The organism is Endobacterium cereale, assembly GCF_009617585.1.
GTDB lineage: Bacteria > Pseudomonadota > Alphaproteobacteria > Rhizobiales > Rhizobiaceae > Neorhizobium > Neorhizobium cereale.
In genome coordinates this window covers 1-22,721 of the sequence record NZ_WIXI01000044.1, presented here as the reverse complement: position 1 = coordinate 22,721, position 22,721 = coordinate 1, and the positions used below count along the sequence as shown (strand labels likewise).

Sequence of the window (22,721 nt, the reverse complement as noted above, 5' to 3'; positions counted from 1 at the left end):
TCCCGTTTTTCCGGGCTAATCTGGGGATTTTTACCCTTCTCACCACGACAACACTGCAAGCCGTAACGACGGAAAGAATTCAGCCTTCTCCCATTCCACGCACCTTTTTGCCAAGGCAGTACATAGCGTCCAGCACACCGTCGAACAGGACATGCGAGCAAAATCCGAGCGATAGAAAGATTTTTGAGATGCAAACACTACGTTAATAAGCAATAACTACTATAGTCTCGAATATCGGGGACAGCAGTGGCAAAAAAGACATCTTCAGACAGCGATTACCGCGACCTGATCCGCAGACTGGAACTGGCACTCGACGCATCGCAGATGGGCGTCTGGGAGCATAATCTTGCCCGCGATGAACTGCTGTGGGATGCCCAGATGCACAGGCTCTACCACACCGGCCGGACGGCAAGGCAGGTCAGTTCGGACGCGTGGCAAAAAGCAATACACCCCGAAGACATGCAAAAGGCCAATGCCGATTTCGAAAGGGCGATCACTAGTCGGGGGCGATACGATTCGCAATTCCGTATCGTATTGCCCGACGGTGAAATCCGCCATCTCCGCTCGCGCGGCCATTATTACGTCAACGACACCGGCGAACCATCGGTGATCGGCGCCGAGTGGGATATTACCGACGATGTGGTGCTCCACCATGCCCTGCAGACCCAGAAGACGCAGCTGGAGGAACGTGCCCGCGAACTGGCGGACAGTTATGCGGAAATCGAGCATGCTGCCCAGCACGATTACCTGACAGGCTTGCCAAACCGCAATTTCTTTGACGCCCGGCTGCGCACCCTGCAGGCCGATGGCCGATATCGCTCGCTTGCCGTCATGCATCTCGATCTCGACCGGTTTAAGCAGATCAATGATAGCAATGGCCACGCCGCCGGCGACCATGTGCTTCGTGTCGCCTCGTCCCGTATCATCGGCGCGGCGCCCACCAATGCGGTTGCCGCCCGCACCGGCGGCGATGAATTCGTCATCGTGCTGACCGATTTTTCCTCGGTGGAAGAACTGGAGCGGATCGCCCGGCGCATGCAAAAAGCGCTGAGCGAACCCGTCACCTTCGGTAACGACATCTTGCGTTCGGGTGTATCGATCGGCATCGGCTACACACTCGATGCGCGCCCCGGCGCCAACCTGCTGACGGAGTCCGATGTGGCTCTCTACCAGGCCAAACGGCTCGGTCGCAACCGCATCGCCTTTTTCGATCCCGTCCTGAAGGACGAATTGCTGGCCCGCCGCACGCTCTCGGCCGAATTGCAGGGCGCGCTCGAACGACATGAAGTCGTGCCGCATTATCAGGTTCAGATCGATGCCCGCACCGGCACGATCACCGGCCTGGAAGCGCTGGTGCGCTGGAACCATCCGGTCCGCGGCCTGCTCTCCCCCTTCGAATTCCTGCCCATTGCCCAGGAAGCGGGCCTTGCCAACACGATAGACGCAACGGTTCTGGACCGGGTTCTGGAAGACCGCGAACGCTGGCGCGAAAACGGCATTTGTGTGCCTCGTATTGCCGTCAACGTTTCGGCCACCAGACTTCATGACGCCGAACTTCTGGCCGAGCTGGAGCGGCGCAATACGGATTTCCACGGCATCGCCTTCGAGCTGGTCGAGACCATCTTCCTGGACGAATCCTCCGACGAGATTCTCGATCGCATCCGCGCCCTGCGCGCGCTCGGCATCGATATCGAGATCGATGATTTCGGCTCCGGCCACGCATCGCTGCTCGGCCTTGTAAAAATCCGCCCCGATCGACTGAAGATCGATCGTAACCTCGTCAAGGACGTGGTGGTTTCGGTGGAGCAGCGCCGCGTGCTGAAATCGATCATCCAGATCGCCCAGGCACTGAAGGTCGGCGTCATTGCAGAAGGGATCGAGACCAAGCAGCATGCCGAAGCGTTGCGCCGCCTCGGCTGCGACGTTTTCCAGGGATATCACTTTGGCCGCCCGGAACCGGCCGATGCGGTGGCAAGACGGCTGCAGCCGGAGAATACCGCACGCATCGAAAAAGCAGCCGGTCGTTAAAACGGTACGTCAGCACCTTTACCTGCATCCTTGCACCACACCGAATCCTGCGCTACCGATCAGATTGATCTGCGACAGGACGGGATTTTTCGATGCGAAACATTCTCCGCAAATTCGGCTTCGGCCCAAAGCAACCGGGTTTTTCCGACTGGAACAGGCTTGGCCGCTCAGTTGCCCGCCACAACGCAACCCAGCTTGAAGGATTTCACGAAGGCCGGATCGATGAACCCTCGATGCAAGAGGACACTCGCCCGCCGGAACTGGCGGAAGCTGTTCTGGCCGAAGTTGTCCGGCTGAATGCCGAAGGACAGGGATCCAAAGCCCGCGACCATTTTGATCCTGCATATGCACCATTCGTGGCCCAGTTGCAGAAGGGCGGACGCGGCCTGAAATTCTGCGCGATCCTCGGAGAAGACGAGTTTCTCGTCAATCAGGGTACCTCCCACGCCAAACGCACCACCTGGCACATCAAGGGTGAACGGATCACCGAAGCGGAAACCCTTTCCGGCTTCGCATGGTCGCGCAACCGCCAACATTTTCTCGCCGTCGACACCAGCGGCCGGATCACCCTAAGCCCGGCTTACGGAGCGGTACCCACCGACATCATTTCGCCCCTGACCGGCGCCGCATTCATACCGACGGGCATGCCCGAAGCGCTTCGTGAACGATACCAGCCGCCAATCGACAAGGGCAGTTATTCGCATCTCGCCGTGTCGGACGATGGGCGCAAAATTCTTCTGTGCGACGACGAGCGCGGCATCTGCCTTCTGCGCAAGACCGCGACGGGCTGGCAGCCGGAGCTGCTCTACCCCTCGATAAAACTGGGCCTTGCCGAACAGATGGCGGACCTGGAAGACGGGGAAACGTTTTCTGTCCATCTCGACATGAGCCATTCAGCCCTCTCGCCGGATGGCCGATATGCCGCATTCGGCACGCAGGACGACGGGCATTACCTGATCGATCTCGACACACCCGGCGGTTCTGACCTTCACGCGAAACTCGGCTATCTCAGCGAATATCCGCATGACGCCTGCTTCAGTGACGACAGCGCCTTCGTGACCTTCAATTCCTGCCATTTCTACAATGGCGTCACCTTTGCATCGAACATAGCCGAGACGAAAGGCCTTGATACGCCGCCTTACGAAGAGCATCCGGCACAGAAGGTCGTGAACACCTATCTTCGGGTCTACGCATCCGCATACCTGCCACAGTCGATGACGGGAGAGCCATCCGGTGCCTTTCTTCTGGCAGGATCGGGGATCGCCACCTGCGTGACGGCAGAGGGCAAGGTGTTGTGGGAACTGGAATTTGGTTCAAGCGCCGGCAGCGTGGATGTCTGCCCAAAAACCGGCCGTATCCTGATCTCCAGCTATTCCGGCATGCTGCATCTTCTCGATCCCGCCAAGCGGCAGCAGCCGCCGCTTGCGATTTCCTACAAGCCGCCGCTGGAAACTCACCGCTGGCTGTTCTGGGAAAGGCTGGAGCGACCGGTCGTCTGGTAGATCGCCGACTTGCCGACCACGGCAGGCCTTCAGGCCAGTTCGAGTTTCATATGCACCAGTCTCGACGCCATATCGCCGAGCCGCTGCAGCAGAAACGCGCCGTCACCGTCCGGCATCTCCAGCAAGGCATTCGAATGCTGGAAAACCAGATGTTCCACGTCCGGCCATCCCGGCCCTCCACCGGAAAGCGCGTCCCACAGCGCATCGAGATTGCGCCCGAAATGAACGCAGTTTTCCGGGCCGACCGCTTGCACATAACGCTCCCAGAACGCGTCCATGTCGCCGATAGCGTGGCAATCGATGGTGAGCGCGGTGGCGGTCATTCCGGTTCGACAATCCCGGGTGACGGATAGCCACAGGCCTCTCCCCACCCCCATAGCTGAATTTCCTGAGCTTTAAGCTTCTGCCACGCATCCAGCATAATCGGTGTCGCGTCAAGCTTGGCAGGCGAAGCTTTCGCTATCCTGCGCTGCAACGCCCTTACAATCGAGGTGAAAGCCTTCCAGTCGACTGCATCCAGTGCCTGTTCGGAATAGATCGATCGTTGGCGCGCGCCTTTTTCCGTCCAACAGGTGACATGACTGACCGCCAGGCAACCGTTCTGATCGTTGTTGCGAAAGCTGGTGATCAGCGCTGGACTGCGCAAAACGGTTCGGCCTTCGGCGCCCGTTTCACGCTGCGTTTCCGGAGTGAAGGTTACGAAATCCGCGATTGGCTTTCCGCCAACACTCGATGGCCAGCCGGCGATCGCGGCATAAGGCACACTGAGGTGATCGACCACATCATTCCAGTTGTCAAACCAGCGATTGGGCTGCCCCGGGGAAGAATAATGCTGGCACAGCTTCATCTGCGACACGTCGTAGATCCAGCGCCACACCTGAAGCATGTCCGCGTCCGTACCGAAAAATGATGCCTGCATGGCCGCTCCCCGGCTCCGTCTTCGGCCACCAAATTATGATGCGCCGAGACAAAAACAACTAACCACCCAGCACATGCGCTGCGCCGGCCACCCGCAATCGCACCCGCTCACCCTCGGCCAAAACATTTCGGCTCGGCAGGCTCAACTGCATAATGAATGGCACCGCTGCATCGGTAGTGATCGTCACGTCATAACGCGGGCCGCAAAAATCGATCTGCGAGGCAATGCCGGTGATGCCCTCGCCTTTTTCGCTATACGGCAACACTTCGATTTGCTCCGGCCGCACCATAATCTTAGCCATGCCGGTGCGAGAGCCACCATCCACCGCCACGCGTCCCAGCGCGCAGGTCGCAAACCCGTCAGCGATATCCGTCGGCAGCACAATCGCCTCACCCAGAAACCGCGCCGTCGCCGCATCCACCGGCCGTGCATAAATCTCGCGCGGACTTCCCACCTGGGAAAATTGCCCGGCCCGCATCACCGCCACCTGATCGGCAAAGGCCAGCGCCTCGGCCTGATCGTGGGTGACGAGAATGGTGGTGATTCCGGCTGCGACCAGCACCTCTGTCACCGCCCGCCGCGTTGTGGCGCGCAGGCCCGTATCGAGCGCCGAAAACGGCTCGTCCAGCAGCATCAGCCGCGGTTTTCTGGCGAGCGCCCGCGCCAGTGCCACGCGCTGCTGCTGGCCGCCGGAAAGCTGCTCGGGCTTGCGGGTCAGCATCGAGCGTTCCAGCCCCACCATGTCGATCAGTTCACTGATCAGTTTTTCACGTCCGTTAAAATTTCTGTCCAGCCCGAAACCGATATTGTCGGAGACGGTCAGGTGCGGGAAGAGACTGCCATCCTGCGCCACAAGGCCGATGCCGCGTTTATGCGCCGGCACCTGGATATCCGCATCGGCCAGCCGCACGCCCTCCACCGTGATCGAGCCGTCATCCGGCACATCGAAACCGGCGATCATTCTGAGAAGCGTGGTCTTGCCGCAGCCGGAAGGTCCAACGATCGCCGTGCGGCTGCCGGTAGCAACGGCCAGATCGACGCCATCCAGCGCCGCAACGCTGCCGAACCGCCTGCGCAGGCCCTTTACCTTCAGAAAACTCATCGGCCTGCAATCTTTCTCGACTGGTGATGGAGAAGCCAGGTCATAGGCAGTGAAAACACCACCATCAGCACCGCGTAAGGCGCAGCAGCCGCATAATCGATCTCGCTCGACAGCGCCCAGAAGGCCATGGCGAGCGTGCGCGTGCCGTTCGGTGCCAGCATCTGCGTCGCCGTCAGTTCGTTCAAAATGCCAAGCGAGGTAAGCGCCATGCCGGCAGCAGCCCCCGGCGCCGCCAACCGCACCGTGGTCGCCATCAACGCCCGCGCCGGTGATCGGCCAAGGCTGGCAGCCGCCTGCTCCAGTTCCACCGGCACCTGCGCGATACTGGTGCGAAGGCTCACCAACGCACGCGGCAGAAACATGATGACATAGGCAAGCGTGATCGTTGCCACCGTCTGGTAAAGCGGCAGCGCCACCCTGACCGTCACTGCGACGAGTGCCAGCGCGACGACGACGCCCGGCATCGAACTCGCCAGATAATAACAGCTTTCGACAATCCGGTTTTTGCGATCCGGCCTGCGCACAACAAGCCATGCCACCGGCAATGCCGCCAGTACGGTGCAGACACCGCCGATCAGGCAGATGATAAGCGTCTGCGACAGGGCAAGCCCGATCTCGTCCATGCGCCAGATTGCGGCACCACCGGCCACCAGCCAGCGCGTCAGCGTATAGGCCGGAATGCAGAGCGCAAACACCGCCGTCAGCGCCGGCAAGGCCATCGCAGCGTGCCGCCAGCGCCCCAGCGGCATTACACCTGCCACCCGCGCCACGCCGGAGCCCAGCCGCGCATAACGACTGCGGCCGCGCAAAACCACCTCGAGGCCGATCAATGCGAAACAGCAGACCACCAGCACTAGCGCAAGCATATGCGCCGCCACGCCGTTATAGGTGGACTGGAACTGCTCGACGATCGCCGTCGTAAACGTGTCGAAACGGATCATAGCGTACAGCCCGTATTCGGCCAGCAGGTGCAGGCCCACCAGCAGCGAACCGCCGCACAAAGACAACCGCAATTGCGGCAACACCACCCGTCGGAACACGGCTAGTGGAGAAAGTCCCAGGGACGCCGCCTGATCTTCGAGCGCCGGATCGAGAAGCCGAAATGCGGCGGCCACCGGCAGGTAGAGAAAGGGAAAATAGGCGGCGAGCGAAATCGCCACACCGGCGCCAAGACCGTTGAGGCCTGGCCACAGCCCAATCCAGGCATAGGAATGCACGAAAGCCGGTACGGCGAGCGGCGTGATGCACAACCACGCCCACAGCCGCCTGCCCGGCATGTCGGTCCGCTCCGTCAGGAAGGCCAGCGCCACCGCCAGCAGCGCGCAGAGCGGCACGGTGATCAGCACCAGAGCCACGGTATTCACCAACAGCGCCCCGACACGTGGGCGCGCGATCAGTTTGAAGGCCGTCTCCGGTCCGGTCGCGACCGTCGCCCAGATGACGAAACCCAGCGGCAGAAGCGCAAAAAGCGCGATAGTGACTGCAATGGCAAATGTCCATGACGACGGGCCGGATCTACGCCTGCGCCGGGCCATCGGGATTGCATTATCTGAAACGGATGACGTCATGGCCAGCCTGAAATTCGCGGGGAGAAGCAAGATCTAAAGCCCATCCTCCGTCATCCCTGTGCTTGTCACAGCGATGCAGTGCGCGCAAGCCTTTGTGCGCAAGAGACTTTTCACTGCGGTGAGACACAGTGATCGGACCTAGGCCCACCATAAGAATGACGGTAAAATGAAACACATTCGCTTCCGGCTCTTTAAAAAATCCCGGCCTCGGTCATCAGGTCCGTCACCTGCGCGTTGTTGAGCATCGACGGCTCCACTTTCGGCGCATCGAGATCAGCAAGCGGCACCAGTGCCTTGTTGGATGCCGCGCCCTTGCCCACCGCATATTCGAAGGACGTGCCATCGCGCAGCACGCGCTGGCCACTCTCGCCGGTCAGCCACTCCAGAAAGGCCTGCGCCTGCTCCTTGTGTTTCGACGATTTCAGAATGCCACCGCCGGAAATCGAAACGAAGGCGCCCGGATCCTGCCCCTTGAAATAATGCAGACCGAGATTGTTGCTGTTCTCGCCGGTCTTCGCCTGATCGCCGAAATAATAATAATGGTAGATCAACGCCCCCTCCACCTCACCGGCATTGACGGCCTTCATGGCGATCGAATTGCCCTTGTAAGCGGTGTAATTGGCCTGCATGCCTTGCAGCCAGCTTTCCGTGACATCCGCGCCTTTCAACTGCAGAAGCGCACCGACGATTGCCTGAAAATCCGCCCCTGAAGGCGAAGCCGCCCAGCGGCCTTTCCATTCCGGCTTCGCAAGATCGAGCATGGATGTCGGCAGCTTGTCAGCTGTAAGCTTCGTCTTGTCATAGGCAAACACGGTGGAACGCGCCGCCACCCCGATCCAGTGGCCGTTGGCGGGCCGGAACTGTTCGGGCACCTGCGCCAGCGTATCGGCGGCAACCGGCTCGAACAGGCCCTTGCCATCCACCAGCGCCATGGCCGGCGAGTTTTCGGTCAGGAAAACGTCCGCCGGAGAGTTTTCACCCTCCTGCACGATCTGGTTGGCAAATTCCATGTCGGAACCGTTGCGGATGGTGACGACGATCCCGGTATCTTCCTTGAACGCCTCCGCCCACTCCTTCGTCAAACCCTCGTGCTGAGCATTGTAGATGGTGATGCTGTCGGCAACCTGCGCATGAGCCGGCAGGGCAAAAGCGGAAAAAGCCAGCGCACTGGCACCGACAGCAAGAACAACGGAATTTTTCAAGAAAACATCCTCCGGGACATCGCGTGACGCAGGGATCGCGGTCGGACTGTTTTAGTGAAAGGCGAGGATGGCCGTCAAGTTTTGACAGTCCGAAACGAGATCAGTCTGGTCCACGTACCCGGCCATGCGCCGTCAATTTAACATCCCGGTTGTCGATGGTCTGGATCAGCTCAAGCTGCGCTGCCATTGCGCGGGCATGGTCCAGACCGGGCTCCTCGGCATCGTCACGATACTCCTTTGGATACGAACGCCACTGCTGGAATATGCTGATCAACGTTGGCTGGACATACCATTTTGAATGGCCTCCATTAAGAATCGCAAAGAGTTCGCGACCGGGCAGACGACCAGAACCATATCGTGCAATCAGACCTTCAACCCAGGCGATGAGCACCGTGTTGATCGTGCTGGAATTCAGTTCCTCGCGGGTGATGTCGAAAACCCCGGCCGCCTCCAGCACCGCATGCGCCTCTTCGAAGCGCGCCGAGGCATTCAGGACGCGCGCATAGGAAAGCGTGAACCACGGAACGCCCGGATCTTTCAGCCTCTCGGGAAAAAATTTCAAGGCAGCGAGAAACCGTTCCTCGATCGCGCCCTGATAGGCAAAGTCGCTGACCGCATCAAAATGGTTATCCAGTTTGAACCGCTTTACGATGTCAGCGTGGCTGCCGGACAGACGGTCAGTGCGGGCAAGGTGGAACAGCGCATGCAGGGTATCGGTATAGTCCCGATTTTCGTAATAATTCTGCAGAAACATCCGGCTCGCCCACTCCTTGCGGGAGATTTCCTCCCCGGCAGGCGGCGTTTCGTTCGGATCAAGCAGACGCCAGTTCCGTTCGTCGTCACGCACCCACTTGCCGAGCGGCAGAACCGCGTTCTGCACGAAGAACTGCAGCAGCAGCAACAACCGGCTTTCCAGCCATTTGCGCCTTTTTGCGAAGGCGGCATTGCTTAAGGTCTTTTCCGGATCGACCAGCGCCCGCACGTCGCGCGAAACATTTTCCGATCCAAATGGCCGCTTAGGGTTGATACCATAGAAACGCCGGTCGGCATTATCCCACAAGGCCACCTCGTCGGGCTCGGCCTTCAGCGCGATATCCTGCCCGGACAAAAGCAGCTTGGCGATGTCCGAAGCCGGAACATCATCCAGTCCAAACCGGTCATCCTCGCCAGCCCTCGCATAAGGGTTGCGGACCAGCCCCTCGAAAGCCGGCACGCGTGCGGATACCATGAATATGCCGAGTACCGTCGCAAGCTCCTCGTCCTCCTGATCGAGATTGTCGAGATCGGAAAACTCGTCATCCGCCAGAACCGCAGCCCCGGCTTCTCCCGCATCCCAGATCACGGTCAACCCGCGGATACGCTCCAGATGCGCCTCGGTGACTTCCAAAAGGCCGCGTCCTTCGGAACGCTTGCGCCATGTCCACAACCCGGTCTCTTCCGTCATCTTTTCCACCATAGGTGACATCCCGATGGACAGGCAGATAGGCCGGTATCAGGATAAGACAACGGTCGTAAAAACCGCAAACGGCAAACAGGAAAGGGCCCGCAAGCGGACCCTCTCTCATCATTCACATCCGAGGCAAAAACCTCAGTCGTCCATGCCGGAACCCTGCGGGCCGCGGCCATCGCCGATGATCTCGCGTTTGCCGACATGGTTGGCCGGGCCGACGAGACCTTCCTGCTCCATCCGTTCCACCAGCGAGGCGGCGCGGTTATAGCCAACCGACAGGCGTCGCTGGATGTAGGAGGTCGAGCACTTTTTGTCCTTCAGCACGACCTTGACGGCCTTGTCGTAAAGATCATCGCCGCTGTCTTCCGAACCCATGGCGCTCTTGTCGAACACCGATTCGTCGGTAGTCTCCTCGGCGCCACCGTCTTCCTCGTCTTCGGTCACGGTGCCGAGATATTCCGGACGGCCCTGCATCTTCAGATGCTTGACCACATGTTCCACCTCCGCATCCGAGACGAACGGGCCATGCACGCGAGAAATGCGTCCGCCACCGGCCATGTGCAGCATATCGCCCTGGCCGAGCAGGTTTTCGGCACCCTGTTCACCCAGAATGGTGCGGCTGTCGATCTTCGACGTCACCTGGAAGGAGATGCGCGTCGGGAAGTTGGCCTTGATCGTGCCGGTGATGACATCGACGGAGGGACGCTGCGTCGCCATGATCACATGGATACCGGCGGCACGCGCCATCTGCGCCAGGCGCTGAACGGCGCCTTCGATTTCCTTGCCAGCCACCATCATCAGGTCGGCCATCTCGTCGATGATGACGACGATGTATGGCATCGGCGCGAGGTCCATCTCCTGTTCCTCGTAGACGATCTCGCCATTGTGGCGGTCGAAGCCGACCTGCACATTGACGGTAATCACCTCGCCGGCCTCACGGGCAGCGGCGGCACGCTGGTTGTAACCGTCGATATTGCGGACGGCCAGACGCGACATCTTGCGATAACGGTCTTCCATCTCGCGCACGGCCCATTTCAGCGCCAGCACGGCCTTTTTCGGATCGGTGACGACCGGCGTCAGCAGATGCGGAATGCCGTCATAAACCGACAGTTCCAGCATCTTTGGATCGATCATGATCAGCCGGCATTCTTCCGGACGCAGCCGGTAGAGGAGCGACAGGATCATCGTGTTGATGGCGACCGACTTGCCCGAACCAGTGGTGCCGGCAACGAGAAGATGCGGCATCTTGGCCAGTTCGGCGATGACCGGCTCGCCACCGATCGTCTTGCCGAGGCAAAGCGCCAGGCGATGCTTGGTTTCCCAATAGTCTTCGCATTCGATCAGTTCGCGGAAGAACACGGTTTCGCGCACGGCATTCGGCAGTTCGATACCGATGACATTGCGGCCGGGCACCACGGCGACGCGGGCGGAAAGCGCCGACATCGAACGGGCGATATCGTCGGCAAGGCCAATGACGCGGGAGGATTTCACACCCGGAGCAGGCTCGAATTCATAGAGCGTGACGACCGGACCCGGACGCACGTCGATGATCTCGCCCTTGACACCAAAATCTTCGAGAATGCTTTCGAGAAGACCCGCACTCTGCTGAAGCGCGTCGGGCTGCATGGCCTGCCCACGCTCGCCGCGCGGTTCCTGCAACAGGCCGATCGGCGGAAACTCGTATTCGGCAAGGCTTGGGCGCACCGTCTGGGCACGCGCCGGTGTTGCAGCCGGAACGGTGATGGTGACATTGCTCGGCGTCGGCGTCGGGACCGGCACAGGAACGGAGACCGGGGCGGCGGCGGCTTCGACGGGCGCCTCGACGACTGCGACCTCGGCCACGGCTTCAACAGACGCAGCCTCGACAGCCGGAACGGTCGGCGTCGCATAAGCGGGTGCTCCGAACGAAGAGCCACCAAAAACCGGGCTACCGAAGGACGGGCCGCCAAACGACGCCCCACCGAATGCATGAGCTGCAACGAACGGCATCGCGGCAGGCGCTGCTACCCGCTCTGCGGCAACCGGCATCTGCTGTACGAAGGCCGTCGTCTGTGTCAGACCCGTCCCCACGGGCACGGCCACTGCGGAAACCATCGGCTGCAGCATGGCAGCCGCCTGCATGGCACCCGCACGCATCATCGGATGCGCATTGGCGACCATCGGCATGGTGGCCACGGCCTGCTGGTTGGCAGGCTCCGGCAAAGACGTTACGGGCGAAGGTGCAGCCTGAACGGTCGGCTGGACGGCATGGCTCACGGGACCTTCGATCGCCGCCTGCAGAAGCGGCGGCAGGGACGGCAGTTCAACGGCGGCTTCGGCATGTTTCGCGGTTGCCACTTCGCGATAAAGCGCTACGACGGAACCAGCCGGCGCATAACGGCGCCTGGAGTGCAGCAGCGTCAGCATTTCCGGCGCCATCGCTGGCTTTGGCGCGCGTGGCGTCTGCACAATCACCGGCAAAGGCGCTGCCGCAGCCGGCTTTTCCACCGGCGTGGCGATCTGGTGGCCATCAAGTGCAGCGGACATCGGCGGAATTTCCGCAATGTCAAAGGGCATCACTTCCCAGAAGGCGAAATCGGAAACGGCAACCGGTGCAGCAACCTGTTCCATTGCGGCGTCAGCCTGCACGGATGCGGCAACAGCAGCAGCCGCAACCGGCGCCACATCGTTGGCGACAAGCGAACCAGCCGGAGCCGGAATATTCTGCACCAGTCCGCGCCGCATCGCGGCAGCCAGCTGTTGCAAACCGGCGATCGTATCGACCGAACCGCTCGCCGAGAATTTCGGATGCGAAGCGGGCGCCTGAGGCGCAACCGCGACATATCCATCGAAACCATCCGGCATCAGGATCGATGGCACGGCGACGGTCGCAGTGGTGGCGACCATCTGCTGCACATCGGCCTGCGCCTGAACCTGAGCCGGGACCTGCTGTTCAGCAGGGATCTGCGAAACGGGACCACTGACCGGCGTCATCGGCACCGGGGCCATTGCCACCGCCGGTGCGACCGGCATGCGGCGCGGCACGATCAGGGGTGAGCCCGTCTTGGGAAGGGAATTGCGGAAAGCTTCAGCAGCGGCTGCCCGCGCCGCAGCGGCCTCGGCAGCCACCCGCTCGACTTCGTCATTGACAGACGGCGCAGATGCCACCTTGCGGGCAGCGTGCTCGCCGGCCCCTTCGATCGAAAGCTGGGCATAGGCATCCGGCATCACGGCCGCTTCCGGCTCGTGCGCATCAGCATGACGAGAGGACAGCGTGCTTTCCGGAGTGCGTGTAAACCGCACATTCGGCGCAAGCGTGAACGCCTGCTGCCAGACACCATCTTCCTTCACCTGCGGCGGCAGATCGGCACCAGCCGCCGCCGCTGCGGCAGCCGCCTTGCGAGCCTGCGCCGAAAGCTGCACCGGTGCCTGCATCCGCGCCAGAAGATCCTTGCGCGCCTGCGCAGCCGCATAGGCCGCTTCACGCTCCGCCAGAGAAGCCGCCTGCGCGGTTTCTACAGCCTGCGATCCGCCGTCCTCGGCGATGTCTTTTTCGTTATTCTGTGATGGATTTTTACGAGAAAACTGCATGGGCACCGAACGAAGGACAGGAGTGGCACGAACGGATAAGAGATAGAAAATAAAGGTTAACAGGTCCTTTCGACCACCCCTCCCCGTGCTATCCTGGCACCCTTCAAAACACTGAGAAATCTACCCTTTCGATTGCTCATGTCATTGATTTAAAAGATTTAAAATAATTCGTAAAAATCATCATCCGAGAGCCGATCAGGTAAACGCCCGCCCTCACCGCCCGGCAAAATCGGAACGCACGATACCATGACGCTGCAGCTTGTCGTAAAAGGTCTTTCGCGGAATTTTCAAAGCCGCGATGGTCTGTTGCACATCGCCGTTGAAGGAGGTCAGCGTGTCGCGAATGATCTCCGCCTCATGCGCATCGACGCGTTCAGGCAGAGAAAGAACCCCTCCCCTCTCCGTCAGCACGCCAGCAGACACCGGCACCGGCTCAAGGCCCAACGTGATGCGCTCGGCAAAATGTGAAAGCTCGCGAACATTGCCCGGCCAGTGGTGGTCGGCAAGATAACGCGTCACCGCATCCGACATGACGGGCACATCGCGGGAAAACCGTCGCGCCGCCTTTTCGGCAAAATATTGGAAGAGCAGCGGGATATCCTCGCGCCGCTCGCGCAGCGGCGGGATCGACAGCGAAACCACATTCAGGCGATAATAAAGGTCCTCACGAAAACTCGCCCGCTGTCCAGGGTCGCCAAGATCCACCTTGGCCGCTGCCACGACACGCAGATCGACCGGCCGGATATCATTGGTACCCAGTGGCGCCACCTCGCGCATTTCCAGCACACGCAACATGCGCACCTGCGTCGCCATCGGCATGCTTTCGATCTCGTCGAGAAACAGCGTACCGCCATCGGCATGTTCGATACGGCCGACACGTTTTTTCTGCGCGCCGGTAAAGGCCCCTGGCTCGTGCCCAAACAGCTCGCTTTCAATGATCTGCTCAGGCAGCGCGCCACAGTTCAGCGCCACAAAATGCCCTCGGGCACGACGACCCCATTGATGCAGCAGGCTCGCCACCACTTCCTTGCCGCTGCCGGTCTCACCGGTCACCAGCACATCGACATCAGTGTCGGCAATCTGTTTCAAGGTCTGCCGCAGCCGCACCATCACAGGCGTCTGGCCCAGCAGTTGCGGCCCCGCCCCGCCTTCGGCCGCAGCCAGCCGCAGCCGCCGGTTTTCCATCGTCAGCCGCCGTTTTTCGGCAGCCCGTCGAATGCATTGCAGCAACCTGTCGGTGGCGAAAGGCTTGGCGATGAAGTCGTAGACACCATCCTGAATGGCCTTCACCGCCATCGGAATATCGCCATGCCCGGTCATCAGGATCACCGGCAATTCCGCATCCAGATCCCTGACGCGCGAGAACAGCTCCAGACCATCCAGCCCCGGCATGCGAATATCGGAGACGATCACCCCGTCAAAGCCCGCGTTCAGACGCGACAGCGCATCGGTTGCGGAGGTAAACAGCGCGGCCTCGAAACCGGCCAGTTCCAACGTCTGCCCGGTAGCACGCAACAGATCGGCATCGTCATCGATCAGAAAAACTTTTGTCGCGTCGTTCATACTTTTGCCTCTTCAGTGCCTTCGTCCGCCATCACCCGCGCCAGAAGCACGGTGAAGCAGGTATGACCCGGCTCGCTTTCCACCTCGATGCGCCCGCCATAATCCGAAACGATATCCTTGGAGATGACGAGTCCCAGCCCCAAACCGCGCTCCTTGGAGGAATTGAACGGCTCGAACATTGACGCCAGAATTTTCTCCGGCACACCGGGGCCGTTATCCGACACACGGATCGCCACGCGCTCACCCGCCACTTCGGTGGTGACGGTGATATGCGCATCCGTCTGCCCCTCGACGGCTTCCAGCGCATTGAGGATGAGATTGATAAATACCTGCTCCAACCGCAACCGGCTGCCCATCACCTGCAGACCTTGCGGCGGCGGAAAGATCGTCAGCGTATCCAGACGTCCGGCAAAACGGCTGCGCACCAGCATCAGCGCGCCATCGAGCACATCCTTCAAGATAACCGGCACCGCTTCCGAACGGCCTTTTCGCGCCAACGCTTTCAGGTCTTCGGTAATCACACCGATCCGCTCTGTCAGCGAAGCGATCAGGTCAAGATTTTCCAGCGCATTTTCCGTTTTGCCGCGTGCGAGAAAAATCTTGGAATTGTCGGCATAGGCGCGAATGGTCGCCACCGGCTGGTTGATCTCATGCGCTACGCCGGCCGCCACCTGTCCCAGGATCGCCAGCCGGTTGGCCTGCACCAGATCCTGCTGCACGGCATGCAGTTTGCGATCGGTCATCTCATGGTCGGCGATTTCCGCCTCCAGCCGGTCACGCGCCAGACTGAGGTCGATCGTGCGCGCCGCCACCCGTTCCTCCAGCTCCTCGCGGGCACGCTGTTCCCCGGCAATCGTCATCACCGTCACCTGCCGGCGTCGCAACATCAGGCCCGCCAGCGCCACGAGACCAGCCCAGCCAATAAGTGCGGTCAGTCGCGCCTCGCGCATGGCGTCGGCAAGCGGCAGACGGATCGGCATCAGATATTCGAACCGCCACGGCGTAGAAGCGATCGGCGCCGTGATGCGTAAAAAGTCCTGCGGGCCCGCCTCGCCCGGCATCACCGCCCACAGGATCGCCGCGCCGTCATTCACCATCCGCTCGCGCGAAAACGGCAGTGGCAGAAGCGGTGCATCGCCGAATTGCAGGCTTTCACGGATCGCGCCCAGATCTTCCGGCTGCAGCGACTGTGTCGTCATGAACCGCCACGAGGGAACACTCGAAACCAGCACGACATGATTGTTGTCAACCACATAGGACGGTCGGCCGGAATTGCGCCAATCCGCCTCCAGCTGGTCGAATTCCATCTTGGCGACCACGACGCCGAGCGGCGCTTCCGCCGGGCCAACGCGCTGCGAGATATAAAGCCCCGCCCGCTTGCTGACGCTGCCGAGCGCAAAATGCTCGGCCGATCCGCCCTTCATCGCCCCCGAAAAATAGGCGCGAAAGGCATAATCATTGCCGACGAAACTGGTCGGTTCGCGCCAATTGCTGGAGGCGATCGCGATACCATCGAGCCCGATCACATAGATGACCGAGGCATTGGTCTGAACGACTAGATCTTCCAGCTTGGCATCCAGAGCCTCGCGCCGCTCGGTCGCTCGCGGTCCGGCAGGATCGGTCAGCGCATCGCGCACATCGCGGTCACCGGCCAGAAGCAGCGGCAGCGCCCGCGGCCGCTCGAGCGAGGCACGCAACAACGCGACCTTGAGGTCCGCCTCCGTTCTTCCCTGAGCCTCTAGCCTCTCCAGAGCCGAAACCCGGCCGAAATGTTCCACCAGAAAGCCAAGAACCAAGGCTAGGCACAATGCCGCTACGGCAAACATGGCCCATGCCCGACGAAACTGCCGGAGCAACATGTGTTCGGTCTGCTGGCGCATGGATTTTGACATATCGCCAATGAGCATGATTTCACACAGCCATCAACAGAAAGTGCGGATATCCGCACAAATTGCAAACGAAAACTTAATCCAGATCAAATTGGCACTTGTCATTTCAATGGCTTAATCGATTGAAACGCAAACTGGCACGCCCCTTGCTGCTCTCCTTGCATTCTATCAACTGCTGCCCCGGGTAGGAAACCTTGAGCGGGGCAACTGGAGGACATCATGGATATCCACGCACCCGCCCCCAAGGCGGAGGCCCTGCCATTCTATCGCCACCTGTATTTCCAGGTCATCGTGGCGATTGTCGCCGGCATGCTGCTCGGCCATTTCTATCCGGATTTCGGCGCCAGCCTGAAGCCGCTGGGTGACGCCTTCATCCGTCTGGTGAAAATGATCATCGCCCCCGTCATCTTCCTCACCGTCGCCACCGGCATTGCCGGCATGTCGGACCTGAAGAAGGTCGGTCGCGTCGCCGGCAAGGCGATGCTCTACTTCCTCTGCTTCTCGACACTGGCGCTCATCGTTGGCCTGATCGTCGGCAACGTGCTGCAGCCCGGCGCCGGCATGAACATCGACCCGGCCTCGCTCGACGGCAAGGCAGTCGCATCCTACGCCACCAAGGCGCATGAAACGACGATCACCGGCTTCCTGATGAACATCATCCCGGAAACCATCGTCGGCGCATTCGCACAGGGTGATATCCTGCAGGTCCTGTTCTTCTCGGTCCTGTTCGGCATTTCGCTTGGCATGGTCGGCGAAAAGGGCAAGCCGGTTCTCGACTTCCTGACCGCGCTCACCACCCCGATCTTCCGCCTCGTCGCCATCCTGATGAAAGCCGCCCCGATCGGCGCCTTTGGCGCCATGGCATTCACCATCGGCAAGTATGGCATCGGCTCGGTCGCCAACCTCGCCTTCCTCATCCTGACGTTCTACATTACCGCAGTTCTGTTCGTAGTCGTCGTGCTCGGTGCGGTTGCCAAATACAATGGCTTCTCCATCTTTGCTTTGATCCGCTACATCAAGGAGGAACTGCTGCTCGTTCTCGGCACGTCCTCGTCGGAAGCGGCCCTGCCGAACCTGATGCAGAAGATGGAACGCGCCGGCTGCAAGCGCTCGGTTGTCGGCCTCGTCATCCCGACGGGTTATTCCTTCAACCTCGACGGCACCAACATCTACATGACGCTGGCTGCTCTCTTCATCGCCCAGGCAACCGGCATCGACCTGTCGCTGACGGACCAGATCCTGCTTCTGCTGGTGGCCATGCTGTCGTCCAAGGGTGCCGCCGGCATCACCGGCGCCGGCTTCATCACGCTTGCCGCCACGCTCTCTGTCGTACCGGCCGTCCCGGTCGCCGGCATGGCGCTGATCCTCGGCATCGACCGCTTCATGTCGGAATGCCGCGCGCTGACCAACCTCGTCGGCAACGCGGTCGCCACTATCGTGGTTGCCCGCTGGGAAGGCGAACTGGACAAGTCGATGCTCGACAAGGCGATGTCCGGCCAGCTGACCGGCGAACCGGCACCGGCAGCATTGCAGCCCGCCGAATAATCAGGTCCTCCCAAGACCCGCAAGAAAAGCCCGGAGCAGTAATGCTTCGGGCTTTTTGGTGTTTGACAACAGTTGCTGCCTTGGTCCGCGAACATCCGTCGGCCGGTGTCCTGCAAAGGGTCAGCGCCTGACGAAATAGACGCCATCTCCCAGATCGCGGATGGCATAGAAATCGGGGCCAATTAGCCGCCCCTGAAGCGAGAGCGATTTTTCATCCGGCGTGCAGAGCAGATAGCGGCTGAGCAACTGCCGCCTCGTACCGTCGGGCAGCATCCCCGCCATGCCGAGAAGACCACTGTCGCCTTCCCGCGCGAACACGATAACACCCTGCTCACGCGCCACCTCGACAATCGCCGCCACCTCCGGCGCGATGCTTGCCATATCTGCATTCGCGACACTTGTCACAAGCGGCCTCACCGCTTCGGTTCTGGCAACGGTTCGACACAAGGCTGTCAGATCGGCGAGAACAGGCGCCAGAGCAACCATCATCTCCTCGTCGCTACCATACATAAAGCGCATGTTTTGCCTCATGTTTTCAAGATCCATGTCGAGCGCTGCCATCCCCATTACGACGCGCTGCCGGTCCCATTCCGCTTGCGTGGCTTTTTCGGCAGCGGCCATAACCATGGCATTGGTCTCAAGATCGCGAAAATTCAGCCAGTCCGACACCGTCCACCGCATATTTTCAAAGCGAAGCCGGATGTAAAATGTCTGGGTCAGCTTCGGCATGGCAACCTCGGTGGCAGCAATGGCCACCGCGCCATCGGAAAAAACGATCTTCGCCCCGCCAAATGCCTGTGCCTGCACACCAGCAGCAATCTTCGACAAATCTGTCCGATGTCGAAACATGAATTTTTCAAGCTTAAATTCCGCTTTCGGGTCGGCCAGAAATGCCTGTGCCGCCGCCAATGCCGCTGGCTCCGTCGGTTCGGCCAAGGCCGTTTCCGAAACACACGCGAACAATGCCAGCATACCGGCAAGCGCAGGCCGAAACGATAAATTTCGCAAATAGCACCTTCCGCGCGGCAAAACTTTCATCGCCGCCGATATCTGATTGAATTTTGCGGATGATGTGGCGCTGCATGGATTTTAGACAATACGCCTGACGTAACGTCAGTCAGCCCATGTCGAAATCCCGATCAGCATAGTTAGCACCTAAAGCACGTCGCGATCTGTCAGATTCGTCTGGCCCGCTTCAGTCATTGTTTTGCGCCTGACCACCGTCAAAGGCATTCACGACCAGAGGTTTTTCCGGGCTTTGCCACTCGTCGCGCAAAAGCGCATAGGCATATTCATCGAACCAGTCGCCCTTCCATTGCCGGCTCTGGCGCATATGGGCTTCACGGCGCATGCCCAGTTTTTCCATCAGCCGAAAGGAAGCGTCGTTATAGGTCGGGCAATTTCCTGTCACCCGACGCAGTCCCTCCACGTCGAACACGTAATGGAAAAGCGTCTGAACCGCTTCATGCGCATAGCCGCGCTGCTGAAAATCGGCATGGATGATCCAGCCGAGATTTCCGAGACTAGCGGTTTTGTCGAAAAGAAACACGCCCACCTCGCCGATCATGCGATGCTCGCCCTTAAGTTCCACGGCGAGCATCACCCAGATATTTTCGACGCCGACCGGCATCTCGGCCTGCCGGGCCAGTAGCGCCGACGCCCTGTCGGGCGTTGCCGGGTCAGCGGGCTGCATGCTCAGATTTTGGGGATGATTCCTGAAGGCGAGATAATCGCCGAGGTCGGCCACATTCGGCCGACGCACGATCAGCCTGTCCGTCTCATAGCGCAGCATCATCACATCCTCCGATCACGGAACACCATCCCGGCAATCCGGTCGGAATTCATTGATCGCAGACAAGCGCCGCAAGGCGACAAGACTGCCGCCTGAAATTTCACCCCACCATCACCTTGGCGATCTCGCTTGCCAGATCTTCCTGCGAATAGGGCTTGCCCAGCCGTCCTACATCGACATCCATGCCTTCCGGCAGGTCGGTGTAGCCGCTGGCGAGCAGGATCGGCAGGCCGGGCACCAGACGGCGAGCCTGCTGGGCAAGCTCGGCCCCGTTCATGCCGGGCATCGAAAAGTCGGTGATCATGAGATCGATCCGATCGCCGCCATCGAGGGATTTGCCAAGCAGTGCCAGCGCTTCATGACCGGAATGCGCCTCGATCACCTTGTGACCGAGTTCTTCCAGCATGTCGACTGACGTCATGGCGATCAGCACGTCGTCGTCCACCATCAGGATTCGGCGTTGCGTCTGCAGGTCGCTCATCGTCATTACCCCCGGGCTATCTCTTTGTTCTCTTGGTTAGTCTGCCCCACAGCCCGTGCCGGGGATAGCAAAAATCAAATCCGTCCCGCCTCCAGAGACCGATCCTCGAACTAGATAGCGTGGGGTATTATTACGACAAGATTGCGGAGGCGGCAGAATTTTCTTCGTCCGGTATCGGACGCGAAATTCCCCCGGCACACGCCAAAAATCATTTGGTCATGCCATCAACGGATATGCAGCTTCATTCAGCGCTTGTTTTCATCCCCGGCCTTGCCCGGACGCGTGGCCGATACGGGATCGCTCGCTGGAAACGTATCTTCCAGACCTTCGTCCAGTTCGCTTTCCGGCTTGTCGTTCCTCTGAGCCTTTTTTTCCTCCTTCAGCGATTTCACCGCATCGGACGGAGCCTTGTTGGAATTGTCGTGGGCCATCGGCATGGTGTCCTCCATCATTTGCCTGTGACGGAATAACGTGGAGATCGGGGTTCCGGTTCCTTGAGGAAAATCGCCAAGACCTGCCTCACCAGAGGTCGGCGTGGCGGTTCACATCCTTGTAGAGCAGATAACGGAAACGCCCCGGCCCACCGGCATAACAGGCCTGCGGGCAATAGGCGCGCAGCCACATGAAATCGCCGGCCTCGACCTCCACCCAGTCGGAATTCAGCCGGTACACTGCCTTGCCCTCCAGCACATAAAGCCCGTGCTCCATGACATGGGTTTCCATGAAGGGGATGGTCGCACCCGGCTCGAAGGTGACGATGTTCAGGTGCATGTCGTAGCGCACGTCCGATGGATCGATGAAACGCGTCGTCGCCCAGCGGCCCTCGGTGTCCGGCATGGCCGACATCTCGCAATCGTCTTCATGGGTGAAGATCGCCGGCGGCAGTTCCAGCCCCTCCACCACCTTGAAGACTTTTCGCACCCAGTGGAACCGAACGGCTTCCGCACCATCGTTTGAGATTGTCCACGCCGAACCGGCCGGAAGATAGGCAAACGAGCCCGTCTTCAACGCGCGCTTTTCTCCGTCGAGCGTGATCGTCATGCCACCGGATACGACAAAGATCGCGGCCTGCGCCCGCGCATCCGGCTCCGGCCGCATGCTGCCGCCACCCGGCTCCACCTCGACGATATATTGCGAAAACGTCTCGGCAAAACCGGTCATCGGCCGCGCCAGAATCCACACCCGCGTCTTTTCCCAGTGCGGCAGAACCGACGTGACGATATCGCTCATGACGGTCTTCGGAATGACCGCGTAGGCCGTCGTGAACACCGCCTTACTGGACAGCGTCTGCGTCTGGGGCGGCAGGCCGCCCACTGCGGAAAAATAGCTGGAAGATGTCATGCGCTGCACCCGTTATTATTGACGCTCAAGGTGTAAGCATCAGATCCGGGTTCGGCAATGGGGTATCGGGCGCGGGTGGCGGCTCAGCAGAGGTCCCAGATCGGGCCCTTGACCACATGTTTTGGCACGTCGCGGACTGCGTTGCGCGGCGGCGGCACATGAATATCGCCAGCACCGATCATCCGGTAGAACTGATCGACACGGCGGCGCTGCAAGCCCTCGATCTGGCTGACACGATAATGGTCGGCCGCCTTCATCATGAATGTCGCAAATTCCTCCATGCCGATGCCATCCGCCTTGCGCATCTGCGCGATCAGCGGGTCCTGAATGGCCTGGTGCAGCGTGAGGTCTCGAAACATGATCTTGGCTCCTTTGCGCCGGGCAATACACGCTTCATGCGACAGCTTTATTTCAGTCACCGATTTCTTGCCGCGCACTCCGCTTTTCCCGCAAAACCCGCAGAAAGATGCGCGCATGACGGTTCCATGACGAAAATGGAAGGAAAGTGGAAACCCCTGTAATTTGACTGACAAGCAAGCTCGTTAAGACGCCGCTCAACAGATGCGCGGCGCCATGAAGGCCGCCCGCCGGAATGTTGGAGTTTGCCCCATGAAAGTCATCCAGATCACCGACACGCACTTGAGCCCCATGAAGCCGCATTTCAACGGCAACTGGGCGCCACTGCTGCAGTGGATTGAAGCCGAAGAGCCGGATCTCATCATCCATACCGGCGACCTCTCGGTGGATGGCGCGGACCATGCCAACGATC

General features: G+C 60.2%; 18 protein-coding genes and 1 pseudogene. 4 read left to right on the top strand and 15 right to left on the bottom strand.

Annotation, left to right across the window (positions count from 1 at the left end; genetic code table 11):
• Window positions 1-246 precede the first annotated feature (246 nt).
• Entirely contained in the window at window positions 247-2,028 is a 1,782-nt protein-coding gene (locus GAO09_RS13890; RefSeq protein ID WP_324184678.1) for a putative bifunctional diguanylate cyclase/phosphodiesterase, read from the top strand.
• A 92-nt stretch (window positions 2,029-2,120) separates the two neighbouring features.
• Window positions 2,121-3,530: a TolB-like translocation protein gene (locus GAO09_RS13885; RefSeq protein WP_153354616.1), complete on the top strand. Its 1,410-nt coding sequence runs from the start codon at window positions 2,121-2,123 to the stop codon at window positions 3,528-3,530.
• A 29-nt stretch (window positions 3,531-3,559) separates the two neighbouring features.
• On the opposite strand, the gene GAO09_RS13880 is transcribed toward GAO09_RS13885, so the two are convergent.
• The 9 genes from GAO09_RS13880 to GAO09_RS13840 all read right to left on the bottom strand — a co-directional run bounded on the left by GAO09_RS13880 (window position 3,560) and on the right by GAO09_RS13840 (window position 16,730).
• Window positions 3,560-3,853, bottom strand: coding sequence for a barstar family protein (locus GAO09_RS13880; protein ID WP_209018717.1), 294 nt, complete (start codon window positions 3,851-3,853; stop codon window positions 3,560-3,562).
• Window positions 3,850-4,449: a hypothetical protein gene (locus tag GAO09_RS13875; protein WP_153354614.1), complete on the bottom strand. Its 600-nt coding sequence runs from the start codon at window positions 4,447-4,449 to the stop codon at window positions 3,850-3,852. The genes GAO09_RS13880 and GAO09_RS13875 overlap by 4 nt, the downstream gene beginning before the upstream one ends.
• 58 nt (window positions 4,450-4,507) lie before the next feature.
• Window positions 4,508-5,551, bottom strand: a complete 1,044-nt coding sequence (locus GAO09_RS13870; protein ID WP_153354613.1) for an ABC transporter ATP-binding protein — start codon at window positions 5,549-5,551, stop codon at window positions 4,508-4,510.
• Complete coding sequence (locus GAO09_RS13865; RefSeq protein ID WP_235938142.1) at window positions 5,548-7,086, bottom strand: ABC transporter permease; 1,539 nt, start codon at window positions 7,084-7,086, stop codon at window positions 5,548-5,550. Before GAO09_RS13865 ends, GAO09_RS13870 begins: the two co-directional genes overlap by 4 nt.
• A gap of 224 nt (window positions 7,087-7,310) precedes the next feature.
• Entirely contained in the window at window positions 7,311-8,321 is a 1,011-nt protein-coding gene (locus GAO09_RS13860; protein ID WP_153354611.1) for an iron ABC transporter substrate-binding protein, read from the bottom strand.
• Between the two features lie 100 nt (window positions 8,322-8,421).
• Window positions 8,422-9,765 (bottom strand): hypothetical protein, encoded by a 1,344-nt coding sequence (locus GAO09_RS13855; RefSeq protein ID WP_153354610.1) that lies wholly within the window; start codon window positions 9,763-9,765, stop codon window positions 8,422-8,424.
• A 144-nt stretch (window positions 9,766-9,909) separates the two neighbouring features.
• Window positions 9,910-13,341, bottom strand: coding sequence for a DNA translocase FtsK (locus tag GAO09_RS13850; protein ID WP_420796163.1), 3,432 nt, complete (start codon window positions 13,339-13,341; stop codon window positions 9,910-9,912).
• 213 nt (window positions 13,342-13,554) lie between these two features.
• Window positions 13,555-14,904, bottom strand: coding sequence for a sigma-54-dependent transcriptional regulator (locus GAO09_RS13845; RefSeq protein WP_153354609.1), 1,350 nt, complete (start codon window positions 14,902-14,904; stop codon window positions 13,555-13,557).
• Complete coding sequence (locus GAO09_RS13840) at window positions 14,901-16,730, bottom strand: sensor histidine kinase (RefSeq protein ID WP_235938141.1); 1,830 nt, start codon at window positions 16,728-16,730, stop codon at window positions 14,901-14,903. Before GAO09_RS13840 ends, GAO09_RS13845 begins: the two co-directional genes overlap by 4 nt.
• A gap of 282 nt (window positions 16,731-17,012) precedes the next feature.
• On the opposite strand from GAO09_RS13840, the gene GAO09_RS13835 reads away from it, so the two are divergent.
• A complete protein-coding gene (locus tag GAO09_RS13835; RefSeq protein WP_153354607.1) occupies window positions 17,013-18,338 on the top strand; it encodes a dicarboxylate/amino acid:cation symporter in 1,326 nt (441 codons plus the stop codon).
• A 120-nt stretch (window positions 18,339-18,458) separates the two neighbouring features.
• Here the strand turns inward: GAO09_RS13835 and GAO09_RS13830 are convergent, their stop codons facing one another.
• The 6 genes and pseudogenes from GAO09_RS13830 to GAO09_RS13805 form a co-directional block, all read right to left on the bottom strand.
• Complete coding sequence (locus tag GAO09_RS13830) at window positions 18,459-19,274, bottom strand: hypothetical protein (protein WP_153354606.1); 816 nt, start codon at window positions 19,272-19,274, stop codon at window positions 18,459-18,461.
• Between the two features lie 259 nt (window positions 19,275-19,533).
• A complete protein-coding gene (locus tag GAO09_RS13825) occupies window positions 19,534-20,133 on the bottom strand; it encodes a GNAT family N-acetyltransferase (protein WP_153354605.1) in 600 nt (199 codons plus the stop codon).
• Between the two features lie 97 nt (window positions 20,134-20,230).
• Window positions 20,231-20,584: pseudogene (locus GAO09_RS13820) on the bottom strand (response regulator); the annotation flags it as partial.
• Window positions 20,585-20,856: 272 nt separating this feature from the next.
• Window positions 20,857-21,048 carry a hypothetical protein gene (locus GAO09_RS13815; protein ID WP_153354603.1) on the bottom strand — a complete coding sequence of 64 codons (192 nt, stop codon included), beginning with the start codon at window positions 21,046-21,048 and terminating at the stop codon, window positions 20,857-20,859.
• 82 nt (window positions 21,049-21,130) lie between these two features.
• Window positions 21,131-21,952, bottom strand: a complete 822-nt coding sequence (locus tag GAO09_RS13810; RefSeq protein WP_153354602.1) for a bifunctional allantoicase/(S)-ureidoglycine aminohydrolase — start codon at window positions 21,950-21,952, stop codon at window positions 21,131-21,133.
• Window positions 21,953-22,035: 83 nt separating this feature from the next.
• Complete coding sequence (locus GAO09_RS13805; protein ID WP_153354601.1) at window positions 22,036-22,311, bottom strand: hypothetical protein; 276 nt, start codon at window positions 22,309-22,311, stop codon at window positions 22,036-22,038.
• 250 nt (window positions 22,312-22,561) lie between these two features.
• Between GAO09_RS13805 and GAO09_RS13800 the strand changes: the two genes are divergently transcribed.
• Window positions 22,562-22,721 (top strand): metallophosphoesterase family protein (locus GAO09_RS13800; RefSeq protein ID WP_209018724.1); only part of this gene is annotated, 160 nt, incomplete at its 3' end.